Source organism: Bacillus sp. AR2-1, assembly GCF_008368755.1.
In the GTDB taxonomy this organism is placed as follows: Bacteria; Bacillota; Bacilli; order Bacillales; family Bacillaceae_G; genus Bacillus_A; species Bacillus_A wiedmannii.
The window spans coordinates 158,108-175,284 of sequence record NZ_QORY01000019.1 but is presented as its reverse complement, the minus strand read 5'-3'; the positions used below and the strand labels follow the sequence as shown (position 1 = coordinate 175,284).

General features: G+C 37.1%; 18 protein-coding genes and 1 pseudogene. 4 read left to right on the top strand and 15 right to left on the bottom strand.

Features of this window, described 5'->3' with window-relative positions; translation table 11 throughout:
• The 8 genes and pseudogenes from DT250_RS22720 to DT250_RS22685 all read right to left on the bottom strand — a co-directional run.
• Positions 1–1,359: pseudogene (locus tag DT250_RS22720) on the bottom strand (DNA translocase FtsK); the annotation flags it as partial.
• 155 nt (positions 1,360–1,514) lie between these two features.
• Positions 1,515–2,480: an N-acetylmuramoyl-L-alanine amidase gene (locus DT250_RS22715; protein WP_149213734.1), complete on the bottom strand. Its 966-nt coding sequence runs from the start codon at positions 2,478–2,480 to the stop codon at positions 1,515–1,517.
• A gap of 38 nt (positions 2,481–2,518) precedes the next feature.
• Positions 2,519–2,863, bottom strand: coding sequence for a thiamine transporter (locus tag DT250_RS22710; protein ID WP_087984841.1), 345 nt, complete (start codon positions 2,861–2,863; stop codon positions 2,519–2,521).
• A gap of 195 nt (positions 2,864–3,058) precedes the next feature.
• Complete coding sequence (ytpR, locus tag DT250_RS22705) at positions 3,059–3,673, bottom strand: YtpR family tRNA-binding protein (protein ID WP_048540736.1); 615 nt, start codon at positions 3,671–3,673, stop codon at positions 3,059–3,061.
• Entirely contained in the window at positions 3,670–4,482 is an 813-nt protein-coding gene (locus DT250_RS22700) for a DUF1444 domain-containing protein (protein WP_000784602.1), read from the bottom strand. The genes ytpR and DT250_RS22700 overlap by 4 nt, the downstream gene beginning before the upstream one ends.
• A 78-nt stretch (positions 4,483–4,560) precedes the next feature.
• Positions 4,561–4,875 (bottom strand): thioredoxin family protein, encoded by a 315-nt coding sequence (locus DT250_RS22695; protein ID WP_000838193.1) that lies wholly within the window; start codon positions 4,873–4,875, stop codon positions 4,561–4,563.
• 83 nt (positions 4,876–4,958) lie between these two features.
• Positions 4,959–5,468: a DUF84 family protein gene (locus tag DT250_RS22690; protein WP_147786589.1), complete on the bottom strand. Its 510-nt coding sequence runs from the start codon at positions 5,466–5,468 to the stop codon at positions 4,959–4,961.
• Between the two features lie 285 nt (positions 5,469–5,753).
• Positions 5,754–6,827, bottom strand: coding sequence for a M42 family metallopeptidase (locus DT250_RS22685; protein ID WP_001031515.1), 1,074 nt, complete (start codon positions 6,825–6,827; stop codon positions 5,754–5,756).
• A 148-nt stretch (positions 6,828–6,975) separates the two neighbouring features.
• Between DT250_RS22685 and DT250_RS22680 the strand changes: the two genes are divergently transcribed.
• Positions 6,976–7,287, top strand: coding sequence for a PepSY domain-containing protein (locus DT250_RS22680; RefSeq protein WP_048540743.1), 312 nt, complete (start codon positions 6,976–6,978; stop codon positions 7,285–7,287).
• Between the two features lie 72 nt (positions 7,288–7,359).
• Positions 7,360–7,869: a GNAT family N-acetyltransferase gene (locus tag DT250_RS22675; RefSeq protein ID WP_149213733.1), complete on the top strand. Its 510-nt coding sequence runs from the start codon at positions 7,360–7,362 to the stop codon at positions 7,867–7,869.
• Between the two features lie 40 nt (positions 7,870–7,909).
• Here DT250_RS22675 and DT250_RS22670 read toward each other — a convergent pair whose 3' ends face one another.
• Both DT250_RS22670 and trmB read right to left on the bottom strand, forming a co-directional pair.
• On the bottom strand, positions 7,910–8,764 hold the full coding sequence (locus tag DT250_RS22670; RefSeq protein WP_149213732.1) for a YtnP family quorum-quenching lactonase: 855 nt from the start codon (positions 8,762–8,764) through the stop codon (positions 7,910–7,912).
• 71 nt (positions 8,765–8,835) lie between these two features.
• The gene (trmB, locus tag DT250_RS22665; protein ID WP_001239384.1) at positions 8,836–9,489 is read right to left on the bottom strand and encodes a tRNA (guanosine(46)-N7)-methyltransferase TrmB; all 654 of its coding nucleotides are present in this window, start codon (positions 9,487–9,489) and stop codon (positions 8,836–8,838) included.
• Between the two features lie 227 nt (positions 9,490–9,716).
• Between trmB and DT250_RS22660 the strand changes: the two genes are divergently transcribed.
• A complete protein-coding gene (locus DT250_RS22660; protein WP_001122236.1) occupies positions 9,717–9,995 on the top strand; it encodes a YtzH-like family protein in 279 nt (92 codons plus the stop codon).
• A gap of 3 nt (positions 9,996–9,998) precedes the next feature.
• Here the strand turns inward: DT250_RS22660 and DT250_RS22655 are convergent, their stop codons facing one another.
• The 4 genes from DT250_RS22655 to pepV all read right to left on the bottom strand — a co-directional run bounded on the left by DT250_RS22655 (position 9,999) and on the right by pepV (position 15,775).
• Positions 9,999–10,796, bottom strand: coding sequence for a phosphotransferase family protein (locus DT250_RS22655; RefSeq protein WP_087984845.1), 798 nt, complete (start codon positions 10,794–10,796; stop codon positions 9,999–10,001).
• 227 nt (positions 10,797–11,023) lie between these two features.
• Positions 11,024–13,165 carry a type I pullulanase gene (pulA, locus tag DT250_RS22650; protein WP_060486711.1) on the bottom strand — a complete coding sequence of 714 codons (2,142 nt, stop codon included), beginning with the start codon at positions 13,163–13,165 and terminating at the stop codon, positions 11,024–11,026.
• Positions 13,166–13,453: 288 nt separating this feature from the next.
• The gene (gene thpR / locus DT250_RS22640; protein WP_098147795.1) at positions 13,454–13,999 is read right to left on the bottom strand and encodes an RNA 2',3'-cyclic phosphodiesterase; all 546 of its coding nucleotides are present in this window, start codon (positions 13,997–13,999) and stop codon (positions 13,454–13,456) included.
• 369 nt (positions 14,000–14,368) lie between these two features.
• The gene (pepV, locus tag DT250_RS22635; protein WP_147786586.1) at positions 14,369–15,775 is read right to left on the bottom strand and encodes a dipeptidase PepV; all 1,407 of its coding nucleotides are present in this window, start codon (positions 15,773–15,775) and stop codon (positions 14,369–14,371) included.
• A 357-nt stretch (positions 15,776–16,132) separates the two neighbouring features.
• Here pepV and DT250_RS22630 point away from each other — a divergent pair, with 357 nt between their 5' ends.
• Positions 16,133–16,354 carry a DeoR family transcriptional regulator gene (locus DT250_RS22630; protein ID WP_000805512.1) on the top strand — a complete coding sequence of 74 codons (222 nt, stop codon included), beginning with the start codon at positions 16,133–16,135 and terminating at the stop codon, positions 16,352–16,354.
• Between the two features lie 81 nt (positions 16,355–16,435).
• On the opposite strand, the gene DT250_RS22625 is transcribed toward DT250_RS22630, so the two are convergent.
• Positions 16,436–17,164 (bottom strand): pseudouridine synthase, encoded by a 729-nt coding sequence (locus tag DT250_RS22625; RefSeq protein ID WP_001234944.1) that lies wholly within the window; start codon positions 17,162–17,164, stop codon positions 16,436–16,438.
• Between the last annotated feature and the right edge of the window lie 13 nt (positions 17,165–17,177).

The window sequence follows — 17,177 nt, the reverse complement described above, 5'->3', positions numbered from 1 at the left end:
TTCTACAACTCGTTGTTCTTCTGCAATTAAAACATCCGCAAAGCTTTGAACATCTTTCTTCGCTTGTTCTTCAGCCTCTGCAACATGTATGAATTCATTCGTTTGTTCAATTGCTTCATTTAAAACCATTTCTTGCTGTGTTTCCTCAAGTGCTACAGGTTCTACTTCTTCTGACTCTTCTGTTTCTGCAATTACTTCCACTTTTTCTAACTCTTCTGCTTCCGTAATTACTTCCACTTCTTCTAGCTCTTCTGCTTCTGCAATTACTTCCACTTCTTCTGGCTCTTCTGTTTCTGCAATTACTTCCACTTCTTCTGGTATTTCCACGATGATTGTTTCTTCAAGTTTTTCTTCTGCTTTGACAATCACTGATTCTTCTGGAGCTTGCTTTTCTACTTCAATAGTAGGTTGTTCTATTTCTGTATTACGTTTAGTTTCTTCTGATAATATTGTATCCTCGTGCTCTACTTTAGAATCTACTAATTCTGTTTGTAGAATGTTTTTGACCACTACATCACTTTCTTGCTTAGCATCTTCCATACGCTCAGCAATTGTTTGATGAGGTACTTCACCCGCTGGAACTGCCTGCTGTGCACTAATTTCTTGAACCACTTCTTTTTCTTCTACTATAGGCTCTTGGCGTTCAATTTCATAACCGTTTTTCTCTAGCCATTGATCGACAACTGACTTTTCTTCCTTTTTACTTTGTTGATCTCGCTGATCAACACCTTCATGACTGGAAGAATTCGTTGCTTGTCCTTCTGAGAAATCAGATAATGTATATCCTTTTTTCTCTAACCATGCATCAACGACTGATTTGCCCTCTACAGATATTTCAAGATCTTCTCTTTCCTTTTTTTCCTCCTGCTTTTCTACCTTTTTCTCTACAGAAGGACGATTATATCCGTAAATTGGCGAGATCATTTCTGTTGGACGAAATGGTCTACGGTTACTTTCTTGCGAAGGTGCAGATGCTTTCTTTACGACAGGCTCTCTCTCCGGTTTATATTGTACTGCCGGCTCTTCATATGTAGAAACTACTTTTTCCACATACTGTCGTCTACTTCTTTCCACTTTGACCCCTCTTTGAGTAGGCTGATTTTCATATGTTACAACTTGAACAGGTTGTTCTTCAAAATGCCCTGTTGCTATAACATCCTCTTCATCGAACCCATTATCCGGTACTAATGGAAAACGGCATTTACCTGCATTCCGACTTGCCATTTGTGCTTCTCTTGCTTCAGTGTAGTGGTTTACACGAGGGATCTTCGGCTGACTTTCGATTTGCTTTGGTACTTCTTTATTTATCGCTGTTTGTTCTTCCTCTTTGTTAAACAGCTTTTTCATCCAATCTAACATGCTTACCACTCTTTCTACTAAATAGTAACATCCTTTATTGTATCAGCATTCGGCAAAAAGTGCAGGTAAAATTAAGCATGTCATATTTATCCATAACATTCTAATTTACGAGTGTTTTCATATGGAAAAACGCAGCCTTCCATGTAAGACTGCGTTTAAGCTTTACTCTTCCGATACTCATCTACACTATCCGTTACACTTTGCAATAAAGAATTTACATACTGTGGGTCAGATAATTTTTTATCTTCTTCAGAATTTGACATAAATCCAAGTTCTAATAGTACGCCAGGAACCTTTGCCCAATTAAATCCAGAAAGGTCATCCCTGAATTTAATTCCATTTACTTTCACTTGATGATTCTCTCTCATTTTATTTACAATCGTTTGAGAGATTTGAAGACTTTCAGCATAAATCTCTTTCGTGTACGGACTTCCTTCTGCCGGCGTTAATACAGCAAATCCACTTTGATTCGGATTTTCAGAGCCATCTGCATGAAGACGTAAAAATAAATTCGCCTTATGTTCATTCGCAAATGTCGCGCGTTCTTTATTACTTATATCCACATCTTGTGACGTTCTCGTCATTAATACTTGTATTCCCTTTGCTTCTAACTTTTCTTTTAATACGGAAGCCATTTCTAATACAAGAACAGCCTCTCTTTTTTTCGTCACAACACCAGTTGTACCATCTGTCACTTTATATTTTTGCGTCGTTGCTCCTGGCCCGATTGGCTCCAAATTTAAATTTGCTTTTTGTTGATGCCCTGGATCAATAACAACAAGAAACTTTCCTTGTTTTTCATTACTCTCTACTTTTTGTTCATTATTTTGCAGCGGTTGCTCTGTTGGCTGCGCTGGCGTAGCTTCCTCTTTCTTTTCTTCAGCCAGCACTTCCTCCTGCTTCTGCTCCACTTGCTCATTCGTTTGAACTGCTAGCGGTTCTTCTTTCTTTTCTTTCTTTTCTTGCTCTTCTTGCTGCTTTTCTACCGGTGCGTCTTCCTTGTTATCTTTGTTTTTTTCCTGCATAGAAGATGTTACTTCTTTTTTCGGCTCTTCTTGCGAACAACCTCCCATATATATTCCAATGAATGCGATCATGCTCATTATTTTTATATACTTCATGTGTTTCTCCCATCACTTTGCACCGGTCTCAAAGTTTTTTATAATTGTTTTATAATCTCATCCATATTTCCAATATGAACGGGTTGCCATGTTTCTGTACCACGCTCTGCCGTATAAACTAAATACGCACCATCAGCCACATTTACGAAAATCGGATCCCCCATATCTGTTTCGTATCCGATAACAATCCATTCTTCTTTCCATTTTCCATGTTCTTCACTTATTAATGAATTTTTATGTTTATCATATCGATAACCGATTTGTCCTTTTTCTAATTCATTTTCGCTAAACACATATATTTCATAGGAACCTAGTTCGATATCTTGCTGTTTTGAAGTTTCAATTCGTTTCAGAAGTTCTGCAATTTTTAGTTGTTGTTTCATACGTCTATCCCCTTCTATTTTTCTAAATTTTAACTAGTTTGTTTATAAAATACAATATAGTTTTTGAGAAAAAAGGTGACATCCTTATCATATGAACGATTTTTTTGAATATATCTGTCACAACTCGCAATATATCAATGATTCAACAGAAAAGAGAGGCTGTCCAAAAGGACAACCTCTCTTTTCTTACATCAATTAAAATTTGAACTCTTGTCCAACTTCAAAGCTATCTTCTAATACAAGAATACCTTTTTCTTGTGGAGCATCTGGAAGCTCTAATTCACGTGCTGAACAAATCATTCCAGAAGAAGGAACACCGCGAAGTTCAGCTGGTTTAATTAACATACCGCTTGGCATTACAGCGCCGATTTTTGCAACGACAACTTTTTGTCCTGCATCAACGTTCGGTGCGCCACATACGATTTGTAATGTTTCTGTACCGATTTCTACTTTACAAATGTTTAGCTTATCAGCATTTGGATGCTTCTCTTTTTCAGCTACATAGCCTACAACAAATTTTGGAGAAAGATCTGCTTCTACTTTTTCTTCAAAGCCGTTCTTCGCTAAAATCCCGTTGATTTTTTCTACAAATTCTTTCGTTAATGTTAGGTTACCTGTTTCTTTTACCTCTAAGTAAGAAGACGCATTAAAGATGTTGAATCCTGCTGTTACATTGCTTTCACGATCGTATACGCGTGCAACATCTCCTTTGCGATCAAAAGTACGGTTCTCTAAAGTAATATCTTGTAAGGCAACAATTAGAGTGTCACCAATTCCTTCAAGGTTGTAAAAAACGTTCACTTCGTTCATCCTTTCTCTTTTCCGTCTGTCTTCTTCCGATTCTTCGCTAAAATAAAGATTGGCTCGAAGTCTCCATCTTCATATACGAATGAAAGTGATGTAATCGGAACATGCCCTTCGGCAAAAAATTTCATTGTCATTTGTGCAATAATATCATAACCGATTTCGTTGACGATATCAGCAATAATTAATACATCTTGGTGAGGAACAGCAACAACCATGTCACCAGAAATCTTTTCACGCATCGATTGTAGTAACGATTCGTTTAAAATACGCGTCGCATCATACCCATCATTTGTGTTTAAAAAGTAGAATGTATTCCCTGCTACTGTTTCTTGTTTAAATTCATAACCTAATGAGCGAGCGTTGAATAATGCCATCTCACGCACTTGTTGCTCTGTAAGTTCTAATTTTTGTAATAGACGCTCATCAATGAGTCGATACGTTTTATTCGAATCTAACGCGTAGTAAATACGTGTTTCCGCCGTATGATCCGTCATAATAAACGGATTTCCTTCTTCTGCTTGTTTCGGGAAAGAAGTAGAGCGAATAACAGGTAAAATTTTCGCTGCGCTATTTTCTTCTTTATGCATCGCAATTAACGCTTCTTGTACGTAATAAGCAACCTCTTCAATTGCTTTTTCTTTATTCACTTCCCATTTTGCCACAACTCCTGGAAGCGATACGTTAATACCTTTTTTCGAGTCTTTCTGTTCTATACGTAGAACTTCTTTCTCGCTATCATACTGAAAGTCCCATTCTGGGCGAGATAATTTCTTCATTAACTCGTCTTTCATCTTTTTACTTGTCATCTTCATCTCTTTTTCCTCCCTTCCAAAAAAATAACCTCCCCCGCGAAGGTAGAGGTTGTTTTACAATTCAATTGGCAAATTGCCTTATTTTAAACCTTCAATGAACTCTTCGATTTGCTCTTGTGTTTTACGATCTTTGTTTACATAGCGACCTGTTTCTTCACCCTTATTGTACGCTACAAAGCTCGGAATGCCAAATACGTCTAATTTTACGCATAGATCAATAAACTCATCACGATCTACATAGTAAAATGAGAAATCACTATATTTCTCTTCTACTTCTGGCATAAACGGGTCTACAAAACGGCAGTCTGGGCACCATTCTGCTGAGAACATAAAGACTACATTCTCTTCATTTTTCAATTGTTGGAATTGCTCCATGCTTTCTAATGATTTCATCTATATTTCCTCCTCTAACGAGTGCATTTTTTCATGTTATAATCTTTCTTTTATACTACCATACATCGCGCATGGTGCAAGGTTTATGCTTGCTTTTCGTCATACTTATATTGCCCAACAAGTAACTTAACAACGTGTACAAATAATTCCGTGCGGTCGACATAATCATCTGTAAAAATACCGATAGCACCTTCGTGACTACGAATATCTTTTCTTTGTACAAACTCTTCCATCACTTCACTTAACTCCTTGCCATCTTCAAGAGGTGCTAAAAAATCATCTGGTAACTTAATACGTGCACCGCCTGCAACGAATGTTTTACCGGTATTTGTTGCTAGCGCGCCCCAGTTACACATAAATAAACCGTGCTCCGTTTTCATTACGCCACCTTCTAATCCAATACCAATTTGAGCTTCTCCTTCTTGTAGCGCTCGCTTCGCTCTATTAACCGCTCCTTGCATCGTCTCTTCATCTGTAAACGGCTGATTTGCTACCCCTGAAGGAACAGAAAGAGATGTAATTGTAGCATCTTTCCAAACCTTCTCCACAGCACCAACTTTCGTTTTATTCTTCGATCCAACTACTACTTTCATTTCGTTCACCTCTATAAAAATTCATCATTTTGTTCCATCCAATATCCGCTTCGGCACAAATTAAGTACCAACCACTATCACACACCACAGTGGAATCCCTTCTACCTATAAAAGAAGATGGCTTTCCGCAATATTATTGGTCCTAAACAAAAAAACAGGCTTCTTCTTTCTTTCTACCCGCGGTCTTAATACACCATTCGAGCACCTATTAAGCACCAACCGCCACCACACACCGCTGGGGCATCTATTCAACCTAAAAAAAGAAGGGTTTTTCGCCCTTCTCCTCTACGCGTTATTCTTAATTGTCTCTAACGTCGTTTTATCCGTTGCTCTTACAAGCTTCGTAATGAGTTCTTTTGCTGCCGCATAATCATCAACATGTAAAATAGAAGCATGTGTATGAATGTAACGTGCGCAAACACCAATTACTGCTGATGGGATACCTGAGTTACTTGTATGTACACGGCCCGCATCTGTACCACCTTGTGAAATAAAGTATTGGTACGGAATGTTGTGTGTTTCTGCTGTATCTAAAATGAATTCGCGCATTCCTCTATGTGTTACCATTGTACGGTCGTAAATACGAAGAAGAGCACCTTTTCCTAATTGACCGAACTGCGTTTTATCACCAGATGCATCGTTTGCTGGACTTGCATCAAGCGCATAGAAAATGTCTGGTTGAATCATATTTGCAGCAGTTTGTGCACCGCGAAGACCAACTTCTTCTTGTACAGTCGCACCAGAGTATAATGTGTTTGGTAATGTTTCATCTTTTAATTCTTTTAATAATTCGATTGCAAGGCCACATCCATAACGGTTGTCCCAAGCTTTCGCCATAATTTTCTTTTCATTTGCCATCGGCGTAAACGGACAGATTGGCACGATTTGTTGTCCTGGTTTTACACCAATCTCAATCGCATCTTCGTAGCTATCTGCACCTATATCAATTAACATATTTTTTATATCCATCGGTTTTGCACGTTGCGCGTCACTTAATAAATGAGGAGGAATAGAACCAACAACCCCAATAACAGGACCATTCTTCGTCATAACTTGTACACGTTGCGCTAATAACACTTGACTCCACCAGCCGCCTAACGTTTGAAAACGAAGCATCCCGTTTTTCGTAATTTGCGTAACCATGAAACCTACTTCATCCATATGACCTGCTACAAGAACACGTGGGCCAGTTTCGTCCCCTTTTTTCAGACCAAATACGCTACCTAAACCGTCTTGCACAATTTCATCCGCATATTTGCTTAATTCTTGCTTCATAAAACGGCGTACATCATGTTCGAAACCTGATGCACCTTGTAATTCTGTTAACGTACGAAATAATTGTAATGTCTCTTTATTCACGAAGTCCCCTTCTTTCAAACCTTAGTAGAATACCTCTTTTATTGTAACGAAATTTTCGAAATGTTTCTAGTTTCTTCTTTTTTAACTGTATTTGCTTTATAATTATTATTGGTACACTATTTTTATTTTATAGAATTGAGGTGAATATATGAGCTGGAAAGGTTTAGTAGCAGGTCTTGGCGTTGGGTTCGCAGCTGGTTATCTTGTTGCAAACAAAGTACAAGAACAATCCCATATTTCTTCAGAAAAAGCATTGAAAATGGTGAAACAAGCATTAAGTCATAAAGGTGAAATTACTGGCTCTTGGGTACATATGGTTCCAGAGGCATTTGAAAAATATGATGTCGCATACGAAGTTTATCGTGGCGGTCTTACAACAATGTTAGATGATATACAAGAACGATTTGAATTTTTAGTTGATGCTAAAACAGGTACTGTTTTAGAGGTTATAGCAGCATAAAAAGGAGGGTTCCCATTAGGTGAACCTCTTATTTTTTAATTGTGAAAGAAATAAAAGGAGTATCGATGTTAGATGATATTAGAAACCGAATACTTATGCCTAAAGGAAATACGACAAGATGATTTTGATGATTTAAAAATGATGTTGCAAGATCCAGATGTAATGTATGCTTATGAGCACAATTTTTCTGATGCTGATGTTCAATCCTGGTTAGATAGAAATATAAAACGATATAAAGATTTTGGCTTTGGCTTATGGGGGATGTATCTAAAAGAAACTGATGAATTTATAGGAAATGCCGGTTTAAGTATGCAGGATACCGATGTTGAACAGGTCATAGAAATTGGATATTTGTTAAAAAAAGAGTTTTGGCATAAAGGTTACGCAAGTGAAATTACTAAAAGCATTAAAGAATATGCTTTTAATGAATTAGGACTGTCAAAAGTCTATTCAATTATTAAACATGACAATATTGCTTCACAAAAAGTTGCTAAGAAGCTTGGTATGATTAAAGAAAAAGAATTCATGACTAAATATTATAATGGAGATATGCTTCATTATTTATATAGCATATCTAAATAGGAGGCTGCTCCAGCAAATATTCTGGAACAACCTCCTATTTTTATGCTTCTACACTCGTTTTCCGCTCTATCTTTTCTACAATATGTCCTTCCTTATTCCACTTTACTGCACGGTAATACGCGTCATGATAAAACGTAAACCAAGCATCGTTTTCAGCGCCGTACTCCATCCACTTTTTCTTATTTTCAATTGATGTCATTGGATAATCATCGTAGGCCATCACCCATAGTACATTTTGATGTGCGTGCGTCGGCAATAGGTCTGCTAAATGAATCATCGTTTCCCCTTTGCTTTCTAAAGCAATAACTGCATGTCCATCACTATGACCACCTGTATGCGCCATTTTTATTTCATCCGTAATTTCTATTTCTTGCTGGAATGTAGCAACTTGATCTACAATCGGCTCCCAATTTTCCTTCCAATATGTATTGCGCGACCTGATATTTGGGTTCCTCATTTCATTCCATTCTGTTTCGCTTACGTAAACTTTCGCATTCGGAAACGATGGTACAAGGTGATCACCTTCCCATTTCGTTAAACCAGATGCATGATCAAAATGCAGGTGTGTCATTAAGACATACTGAATATCTTCAGGTTTTAAATCTAGTTTTTCTAATGATTTATAAACCGATGACTCTTCTGTTACACCTTGATTTCGCTTCATCTTCTCATTCAATTTACCGTTTCCTATTCCGGAATCAATGAGCATATTACCGTCTTTCGTTTGCAAAAGTAACGGATCTGTTCGTAAATAAATATGATTTGTATCATTATGTTTATATTTACGTGACCAAAGCACTTTCGGTACAACACCAAACATTGCTCCTCCATCTAAATGTGTGTTCCCGCCTTTTAGCCACGTCACTTTTATATCTCCAATTTGTAACTGTTCCATTTTTCATCCCCCTTTCCTTTCAATATTAACATAAAATTCCGATTATTTTAGTTACAAAAAAAACCTATGCATTACTGCATAGGCTCTGTGCGATATTTTGCTTCAACTCGGTAAATACGATGACCTTTACTTGAGAATTTCTCTTCGTATTCTGTCATAATGTTTCCTTCATAATCACTATTATGAAGATCTAGGCTCAGGTAAGTTAATAACATACCATACTCAGCCATACTCATTAGAGAGTATTCAAATAAACCTTGGTTATCTGTTTTGAAATGAATTTCTCCACCTTCTACTAACACTTCTTCATAATTGCGTAAAAATGTTTTATACGTTAGACGACGCTTCGTATGACGATTCTTCGGCCATGGGTCTGAGAAGTTTAAATAAACGCGGTCAATCTCACCTTTTGCAAAGAAAACTGTTAAATCTTCAGCATCTTTATTAATTAACTTTAAGTTCGGTACTTCTTCTTCAATTAATTTATCAAGTGCATCTACAACAACACTTGTGAATTTTTCAATTCCAATATAATTAATATGTGGGTTTGCTTTTGCCATATCGTACATAAAGCGGCCACGACCTGTACCTACTTCAATATGAATTGGTTGCTCATTTCCAAATACTTCTTTCCAGTTACCCGCGCGCTCCTCTGGGTTTCCAATTACGATATGTGAATACTCATTAATTCGATCCATTGCATATGGTTTATGTCTTAAACGCATAGATGTCTCCCTCTCTTTACATAGCTATTTTAAAGGAATAATTCCTTCTCTCTGTTTAATCAATCTCCCAAACAAAAAACCAAGTACGTACGAGCACTCGGTCCGTTTCTTTCAAGTATAAGATGTACCATTTTGATAAAAACTACATACAGCATTAAACATTCCATGACGAAACAGCTTTTTCTCGTACATTTGAAGAGAAAAACAATCGAAAGGATGATCCGTTCATGCCAATTAATCAACAACATCAATTAGAAGTGCTGAAAGATATTTTAGTCAATCACCAAAGTGATTGTTGCGGGACAGTTTCTGAATGCGAGCAATTAGAGCGTCTCATTCAATCGTTACTCGCAAACGATAGTATAAGTAGTGACGCTAAAGCAATGCTAAACGATGTATATTCTTATAGTCAATCGGGTAAATCTTCCTCTAATTTGGACAACCACATTTCCAATAATCAAGAACAACTTACTCAGTGGATTGCTGGAATGGACAATTTTTCTTAAGTATTACTCTGAAGCAAGTAGTTGCTGTAAATATTGATGCCAATATTCAGCTTCTGCTTGCTGTTTTTTTGTTGTGTGCCATTGCATAGACAAAATCGTTTGTGCTATTACATACCATCTCATACGCCTAAGCAGCGATTCATCCATTTCAATATCATAATATTTGAGCCACTCGCTCCATTCGTGGCGCGGAATGTACCAATATAATAACATACCGAGGTCTAGAGCTGGGTCAGCAATTACAGCTCCATCCCAATCAATTAAAAACAACTCATCTTCATCCGACAATAGCCAGTTGTTATGGTTCACATCACAATGGCATACAACGAATTCATTGTATTCAATATCTTTTAATGAATCCATTAAATATTGAAGGCCTTGCTGAATTGTTTCATCATCCCTTATATCTCCTCTTAAAACAAGTTGCAGTTGTTGTAATAACTCTTGTGCGTGAAGCGGCTGCTTCCCAAGTCTTTGAATCATCTGTACAAGCGCTTTAGAAGAGTGTATTTTCTTCAAAAGTTTCGCAACACGTTCTAGTTTCATATCCTCTGGCTCTAGCTTCTGTCCCGGAAGCCATTTTTGAGCAGAAATTACATCACCGTTCGTTACCCTTCTTGTCCAAAGTAATTTTGGAACAATTCCTTCTGCTGACAATACCGCTAAAAAGGGCGATGTATTCCGCTTTAAAAATAACTTCTGTTGTCCGTTTTGCGCAATATACGCATCGCCCGTTACTCCACCAGCCGGTACAAGACTCCACTCTTTTCCTAATAATTGTTCCAACCATTCCATATTCATTACCCGTTAACAAATCCTTATCTTTTATAGTTATGAAAAGAAAAACCGCAACATTTCTACATATGTTGTGGATTCATATATTTTACTGTAAATGAAAAGAAAACTTGGCATAAGCCAAAAACTCTCTATTTTATTTTACAAAACCTGTCATAGAATGACAACTTATCAAAATCGTCACCTTTGTCAATTCTACATTTATTACATTCTCATCGTCAAGTAGCGATTTGTCACATTATCGTCAATATATACGTGCTAATCGGAGCGAGCCTAAGTTCCTTTCCTCTAAATGAAGAAATTGGCTCTATTTTCGCTTGCTTTTCGTTTACTAACACATGCCACGTTTCTTCTTTCGGAAGTTGCACCGTTTTAGCTTCTAAACCGCTATTAAATAAAACTATAATCTCTTTCCACGGTCCAAATGATTCTGCATGCTCTAGGTGATATGCAAGTACTTCTGGAGATGTTTGCAAAAAAGTCATGTGCTTTTTTATAAGGTCTGCGTTTTGTAATCGGAATGCTCTGTGCTCTTTGCGAATCGCAATTAAACCTTTTATATAGTTAACGGTCTCTATCTCTTCCTCTTTTTGATCCCAATCTAATTGATTAATTTCATCATTTGCATTATAACTATTTTCATTTCCTTGCTTCGTACGATAAAACTCTTGCCCAGCATGTAAGAAAGGGATGCCTTGCGAAAGAATCACCATTGCGCTCGCTAGAAGGTGACGTTTTTTCAAAATCTCTTCTGGTTCTTCATTACTCCGCATTAGTTTATCCCACATCGTCATATTGTCATGACATTCTACATAGTTAATGCTTTGCACAGGCTCTAGAAACAGACCTGTTTCTTTCATACTCAAAAGACTTCCCGATGCTATATACTGCAAATGATTACAGTCTACATGCCCACCAAATGCAAAACCACGCTTATTTATATGAAAGGTACTCCCTTTTATCCCATCACGAAATTGATCATTAAATTGCGCAATATGCGGCATTTTCTTTGCGTTATTTAACGTTGCTTTTTCCTCTAGAGGAAGTGGTGTTTGTAGCTCCCACCCTTCTCCTAATAACAATGCATCTCGCTTTATGTTTCGTACTTCTTTTTCTATTATATTCATTGTATCAACATCTAAAATTCCCATTAAGTCGAATCGGAATCCATCAACATTGTATTCAGTAAGCCAATATAAAATAGACTCTACAATAAATTTCCTCATCATTTTCCGTTCAGATGCTATATCATTCCCGACTCCCGTCCCATTAGAAGGCATACCATCTTCACCATGACGAAAATAATATCCTGGGACAAGCTTTTCAAATGATGATAGCTCTCTTTCATACACATGATTGTATACAACATCTATAATCACCCTAATGCCGTGCTCATGAAATGTTTCAATTAGTTGCTTACACTCTACTATCCTGTTATACGGGTCAGAAGGGTTTGTAGCATAAAATCCCGTAGGCGCATTGTAATATAATGGATTGTAACCCCAATTATATGCAGAAGAAGGATTCGCCTCATCTACACCACCGAAACAATATAAAGGCAATAATTCAACATGTGTAACACCCAAATCTTTTATATGAGACAAGCCTGTTAACGTCCCATTTCGCCCTGTTGTCCCTTCTTCCATTAGCCCTTTATATGTTCCTTTTTTACTCACTCCACTGCCCTTATGAATAGTGGCATCACGAATATGCAGTTCATACAGTATGGCATCTGTCATTGCGTGTAATGGTGGTAATTGCTCTCGTCTTGTTACATTTGTCTTTTCCAAATCGATAACAACGCCGTACTTCCCATTTACAGTCACTGACTTTGCGTAAGGATCCACTGCTTCATTCCATATTAAATTAATACAAACAAGAAATGTATACTTTTCTTCAGCTAAATTACCTTGTAATGTATGAGTCCAAACCCCACTTTCTCCTCTATACATTTCATGATCGGTATATTCTTTATCACTTTTATAAATCCTTACTTTCGCAAGCCTCGCAGTTGGAGCCCATACTTTAAATGTCGTTGCTTCTTTTTGATAAACAGCCCCTAAATCTGTACCTTCGTAATAATACTTTTCATCGAAAATCGCTGTTCTTATGACAGCACCTATTTGTAAATCTGTTTCTTCATTCCGTTCATCTCGTACTGTATAATACTTCCCCACATCTAGCGGCTCTTCTATAAAGCACTCATACTTCGTTGCATCCGGAAGCGCAATTGTATGAGCAATCGGTAAATCTTTCACGTTACTTCCTTCTTGCAAACGAAATGTCCGGCTTGTTCCATACGCATGTGGGAGCAAAATTGTAATTTTATTCATTTCATCTAAATAGGCATCAAATGGACGTTTTACTTTCAACATAAAAAAATCACCATCATTCTTAAAGTTAAAATAAAGTGAAACTTTAATCAGCGTGAAAGCTTTACCCCACTGATTATTAGCCTTCACCAATTGGGCCTTTATGGGCAGTTGATCTCCCACCTAACTTCTTTGCTTGATCCTAATTTTAAGTTAGGAGTCTTACTGCCCGCAAATAGAGGGATGAAACGAGCTGCAAATGATAAGACTTTTCTTATCATCGAAGCCCTATACAGTAACTCATTATTCTCTATAGTATATTCACCTGTATAAAAAACGTTTTCATACATTCTATTTTTGTAATTTTATTTCAGCAATCGCTTTATACTTCGGTGTCTCCTTCACGTGAGATTCGTATAAAGTAATCGTATCCGCTTGAAATGATATTTCAGGTACTTCCTTTATATGTTCTAAATCAAACTTCTCTTCTCCTACCCATTTACGAGCAACAGTAATATGCGGATGATACGGGCGCGCTTCTAAAGAAAATCCATTCCCTTCACACATAGCGTGCACTTGCTTTTGTAATTGAAGCAAATCGTAATTCTCGCTTACCTTCGACCAAAAAATACGCGGCCTATCTTCCATACCGAACGTAGAAAATCCTTGTAATGTGAACGCTAGTTCTTGCGTTTCTGTAAGGGTTTGTAATCCATTCTTTATTCCTTCTAATTGTTCCTCTGTTGCACTACCTAAAAATGAAAGGGTAATATGGTAGTCTTCTTTATGTACCCATGAACGAAATGGTAATTCCTCCTGCATTTCCTCTTTATAGTTAGACAGCACTTCTTTTATATGATTCGGTAACGTAATCGCGACAAAATAATGCGGCTCCATGTACATCTTCTCCTTCTTTCTATTGTTGCTTTTCTTTCTTATCTCATTCAATTAAATAGAATCAAACTTCCCTACAAGTCTAACCAAGTTAGGGTCGCGTTAATAAAATGAAACTTTAATCAGTGGGGGTTTTGTCCATCCCCTACTGATTATCAGCCCTCACCAATCGGGCTTTTACGGGCAGTTGATCCCCACCTAACTTCTTCGCTTTCGCTAAATTTTAAAGTGGGGGTCTTACTGCCCGTTAATGCGGGATAAATGAAATTATATCGACTTAACAACTAAATACGATAAGAAAAGCAACCTATACGTAACAGAAAACCGTCCCAAAATATGTATCGGGACGGCCTCTTCTTATTTATATATCCATTACTTCGCTAATTCATGAATTGCTTGCGCGTAAATTGCTGTTGCTTTTAATAAGTCTTCAATTTCAATGTATTCGTCTTTTTGATGCGCAAGTTCTTCTTTTCCAGGGAACAACGGACCAAACGCAACGCCAGCTTTCAATGAACGAGCGTAAGTACCACCGCCGATTGCTAATAGTTCTGCTTTTTCTCCTGTTTGTTCTTCATATACGCGCTGCAACGTACGAATTAACACGTGGTCTTTATCAACATGATGCGGGCGAGAGTTTGAATAATCCGCCACTTTAAATCCATGATTACCAACGTATTCTTTTAACTTTGCAATCATTTCGTCAAAGTTAGTCGTAACCGGGTAACGTACATTTAATCCTAAATTACCACCATTCTCTTTCGTATAAGAAAGGCGACCAACATTCACAGTTAACGGTCCGCTAATATCGTCTTTATAAGAAATACCAGCTTTCTCTCCTAAAATATCTCCTGTAAATGTTTCTGTTACAAACGATGCAAACGAAGACCCTTTTCCATCAAGAGCAACTGTAGTTAAGAAGTTTGCCAGTAATAAACCTGCATTCTCACCCTTCTCTGGAGTAGATCCGTGAGCTGAAATCCCTTTAATTTGCAACGTCACCGTATTACCTTCTACAATTGCTTCACCTATTTTTTTAGCAGTTTGTAAATACTCTTCATATGCTACTGTAAGTGCATTTACATCTTCTCCTGTAATAATCGCTTCTGCAAAATCAGGAACCATATTTAAACGGCGACCTGATTCAAATGAAACAAGTTCATATGTACCTTTCTTTTCTTCACTACCACTTTGCACAACTTGTATATCAGAAATTCCTTTTTCTGCATTAATAATTGGAAAATCTGCGTCTGGCGCAAAACCGATTGTTGGCATTTCTTCGTTTTTAAAATAGTGATCTACACATTTCCAATTGCTTTCCTCATCTGTTCCTAAAATCATGCGAACGCGTTTTGAAAGAGGCAAACCTAATTCTTTCACAATTTTCATCGCATAATAAGCTGCCATCGTTGGGCCTTTATCGTCAATTGCACCACGTGCAAAAATCTTTCCATCGCGAATATCTGCACTATATGCCGGAGTCGTCCAGCCATCTCCTTCTGGCACAACATCAACGTGACAAAGAATACCTACTAACTCTTCTCCTTGTCCCATTTCAAGATGACCTGCATACCCTTCTAAATTTTTAGAAGCAAAACCTTCAGTTTCTCCTTTATGTAACATGAAAGATAAAGCTTTTTCTACACCTTCACCGAATGGTGCGCCCTCTTTCGCTGATTCTTCTTCCCATACACTTTTAATTTGTAAAAATTGTTGTGTATCACAAATTAAATCATCTTTTCGTTTTGCAACTTCTTCTGTCCAATTAATCGCTGACATCACGCATCCATCCTTCACTATATTGTTTCTTTCATCATAACAAACCGAAATCTCTTATGCCATATACGAAACTTAAATACCTAACAATTGTAATATTTCAGATATTTCTTATTAGTTTTTCTTTTATTTTTCTAAAAAAATTTGCAGGAATTTGGCGTTTTACGTAGAATTTTATGTGTTAGTTGACTGACCATATATACAATGTCAACTACCAATATTTTTCTATATGAATATTTGTTAAATTTCTGTAAAATTTAAGTAGATTAAAGCATGAATTTTATCATGTAGAGTACAATGGTAGTAACGACCTTCTTTCCTGAATGGGGTCAAAAAAACTAGTAGAGGAGTGGTTTTCTCTTGAAACCTACAACTACTCGTATGCTAACACGCATTAAATCAATTTATATGTACATCAATGAAAACGGAACGGTAACGACGAAAGACCTTGTAGATGAGTTCGGGATCACACCGCGAACGATACAACGTGATCTAAATGTGTTGCAGTTTAATGAACTCGTGTATAGCCCTTGCCGCGGTAAGTGGACAACAACAGGAAAGAAAGTGAGAATGACCTCATAATGAACAAATAATTGTATGTAAATAAATACATACCCCTTTCTAACTCGTTAGAAAGGGGTCTTTTCTGCGCCAAAAACAGCACTATTTCTCAGTATCTACTTGATATGTTTTTAACATTTCTACTTCTTCATCTGATAGCTCTCGGTATTGTCCAAGTTCTAGCTCTTCATCTAATACTAATGGTCCCATCTCTGTTCTCTTTAGGTAGACTACTTTTTTCCCTACCGCTTCAAACATACGCTTCACTTGATGGAACTTTCCTTCTGTAATTACAAGCTCGATTTCAGAAATCTCATCGCTTTTTAATATTGTAAGTGCACCTGGCTTTGTTTCATAGCCATCATCTAAAATAACACCTTTAGCAAACTCTTTTACATCCTCTTCTGTTACTACTCCTGCAACGTGTGCATAATATTTTTTCGGCACATGCTTTTTCGGAGATAACAATTGATGTGATAACTTCCCGTCATTTGTTATCAATAAGAAACCTTCCGTATCAATATCAAGTCGTCCAACTGGGAACGGATCAAAGATTGCGTCTTCTAACTCTAATAAATCTATTACCGTTTCATGATTATCATCTTCTGTCGCTGAAATAACGCCTTGTGGTTTATGCAACATTAAATAAACAAACTCTTTATATTCCACAACTTCTCCGTGAATCATAACTTCTTGTTCTTCTACATTTACATGAACCTTCGCATCTTTCACTGGCGTTCCATCAATTTTTACAACGCCGTCTTTCAATAATTTCTTTACTTCTTTTCTACTTCCATATCCCATATTTGCTAATAATTTATCTAATCTCACGTTTTTCACCTTC

Bases quoted from the DNA above. Each gene is read 5' to 3' on its own strand.
- DT250_RS22655 (WP_087984845.1), bottom strand. From the start codon at position 10,796: ATGAATATGGAATGGTTGGAACAATTATTAGGAAAAGAGTGGAGTCTT.
- DT250_RS22660 (WP_001122236.1), top strand. From the start codon at position 9,717: ATGCCAATTAATCAACAACATCAATTAGAAGTGCTGAAAGATATTTTA.
- DT250_RS22690 (WP_147786589.1), bottom strand. From the start codon at position 5,468: ATGAAAGTAGTAGTTGGATCGAAGAATAAAACGAAAGTTGGTGCTGTG.
- DT250_RS22715 (WP_149213734.1), bottom strand. From the start codon at position 2,480: ATGAAGTATATAAAAATAATGAGCATGATCGCATTCATTGGAATATAT.
- DT250_RS22680 (WP_048540743.1), top strand. From the start codon at position 6,976: ATGAGCTGGAAAGGTTTAGTAGCAGGTCTTGGCGTTGGGTTCGCAGCT.
- DT250_RS22695 (WP_000838193.1), bottom strand. From the start codon at position 4,875: ATGAAATCATTAGAAAGCATGGAGCAATTCCAACAATTGAAAAATGAA.
- pepV (WP_147786586.1), bottom strand. From the start codon at position 15,775: ATGTCAGCGATTAATTGGACAGAAGAAGTTGCAAAACGAAAAGATGAT.
- DT250_RS22710 (WP_087984841.1), bottom strand. From the start codon at position 2,863: ATGAAACAACAACTAAAAATTGCAGAACTTCTGAAACGAATTGAAACT.
- DT250_RS22700 (WP_000784602.1), bottom strand. From the start codon at position 4,482: ATGAAGATGACAAGTAAAAAGATGAAAGACGAGTTAATGAAGAAATTA.
- DT250_RS22675 (WP_149213733.1), top strand. From the start codon at position 7,360: ATGATATTAGAAACCGAATACTTATGCCTAAAGGAAATACGACAAGAT.
- thpR (WP_098147795.1), bottom strand. From the start codon at position 13,999: ATGGAGCCGCATTATTTTGTCGCGATTACGTTACCGAATCATATAAAA.
- pulA (WP_060486711.1), bottom strand. From the start codon at position 13,165: ATGTTGAAAGTAAAACGTCCATTTGATGCCTATTTAGATGAAATGAAT.
- ytpR (WP_048540736.1), bottom strand. From the start codon at position 3,673: ATGAACGAAGTGAACGTTTTTTACAACCTTGAAGGAATTGGTGACACT.
- DT250_RS22670 (WP_149213732.1), bottom strand. From the start codon at position 8,764: ATGGAACAGTTACAAATTGGAGATATAAAAGTGACGTGGCTAAAAGGC.
- trmB (WP_001239384.1), bottom strand. From the start codon at position 9,489: ATGCGTTTAAGACATAAACCATATGCAATGGATCGAATTAATGAGTAT.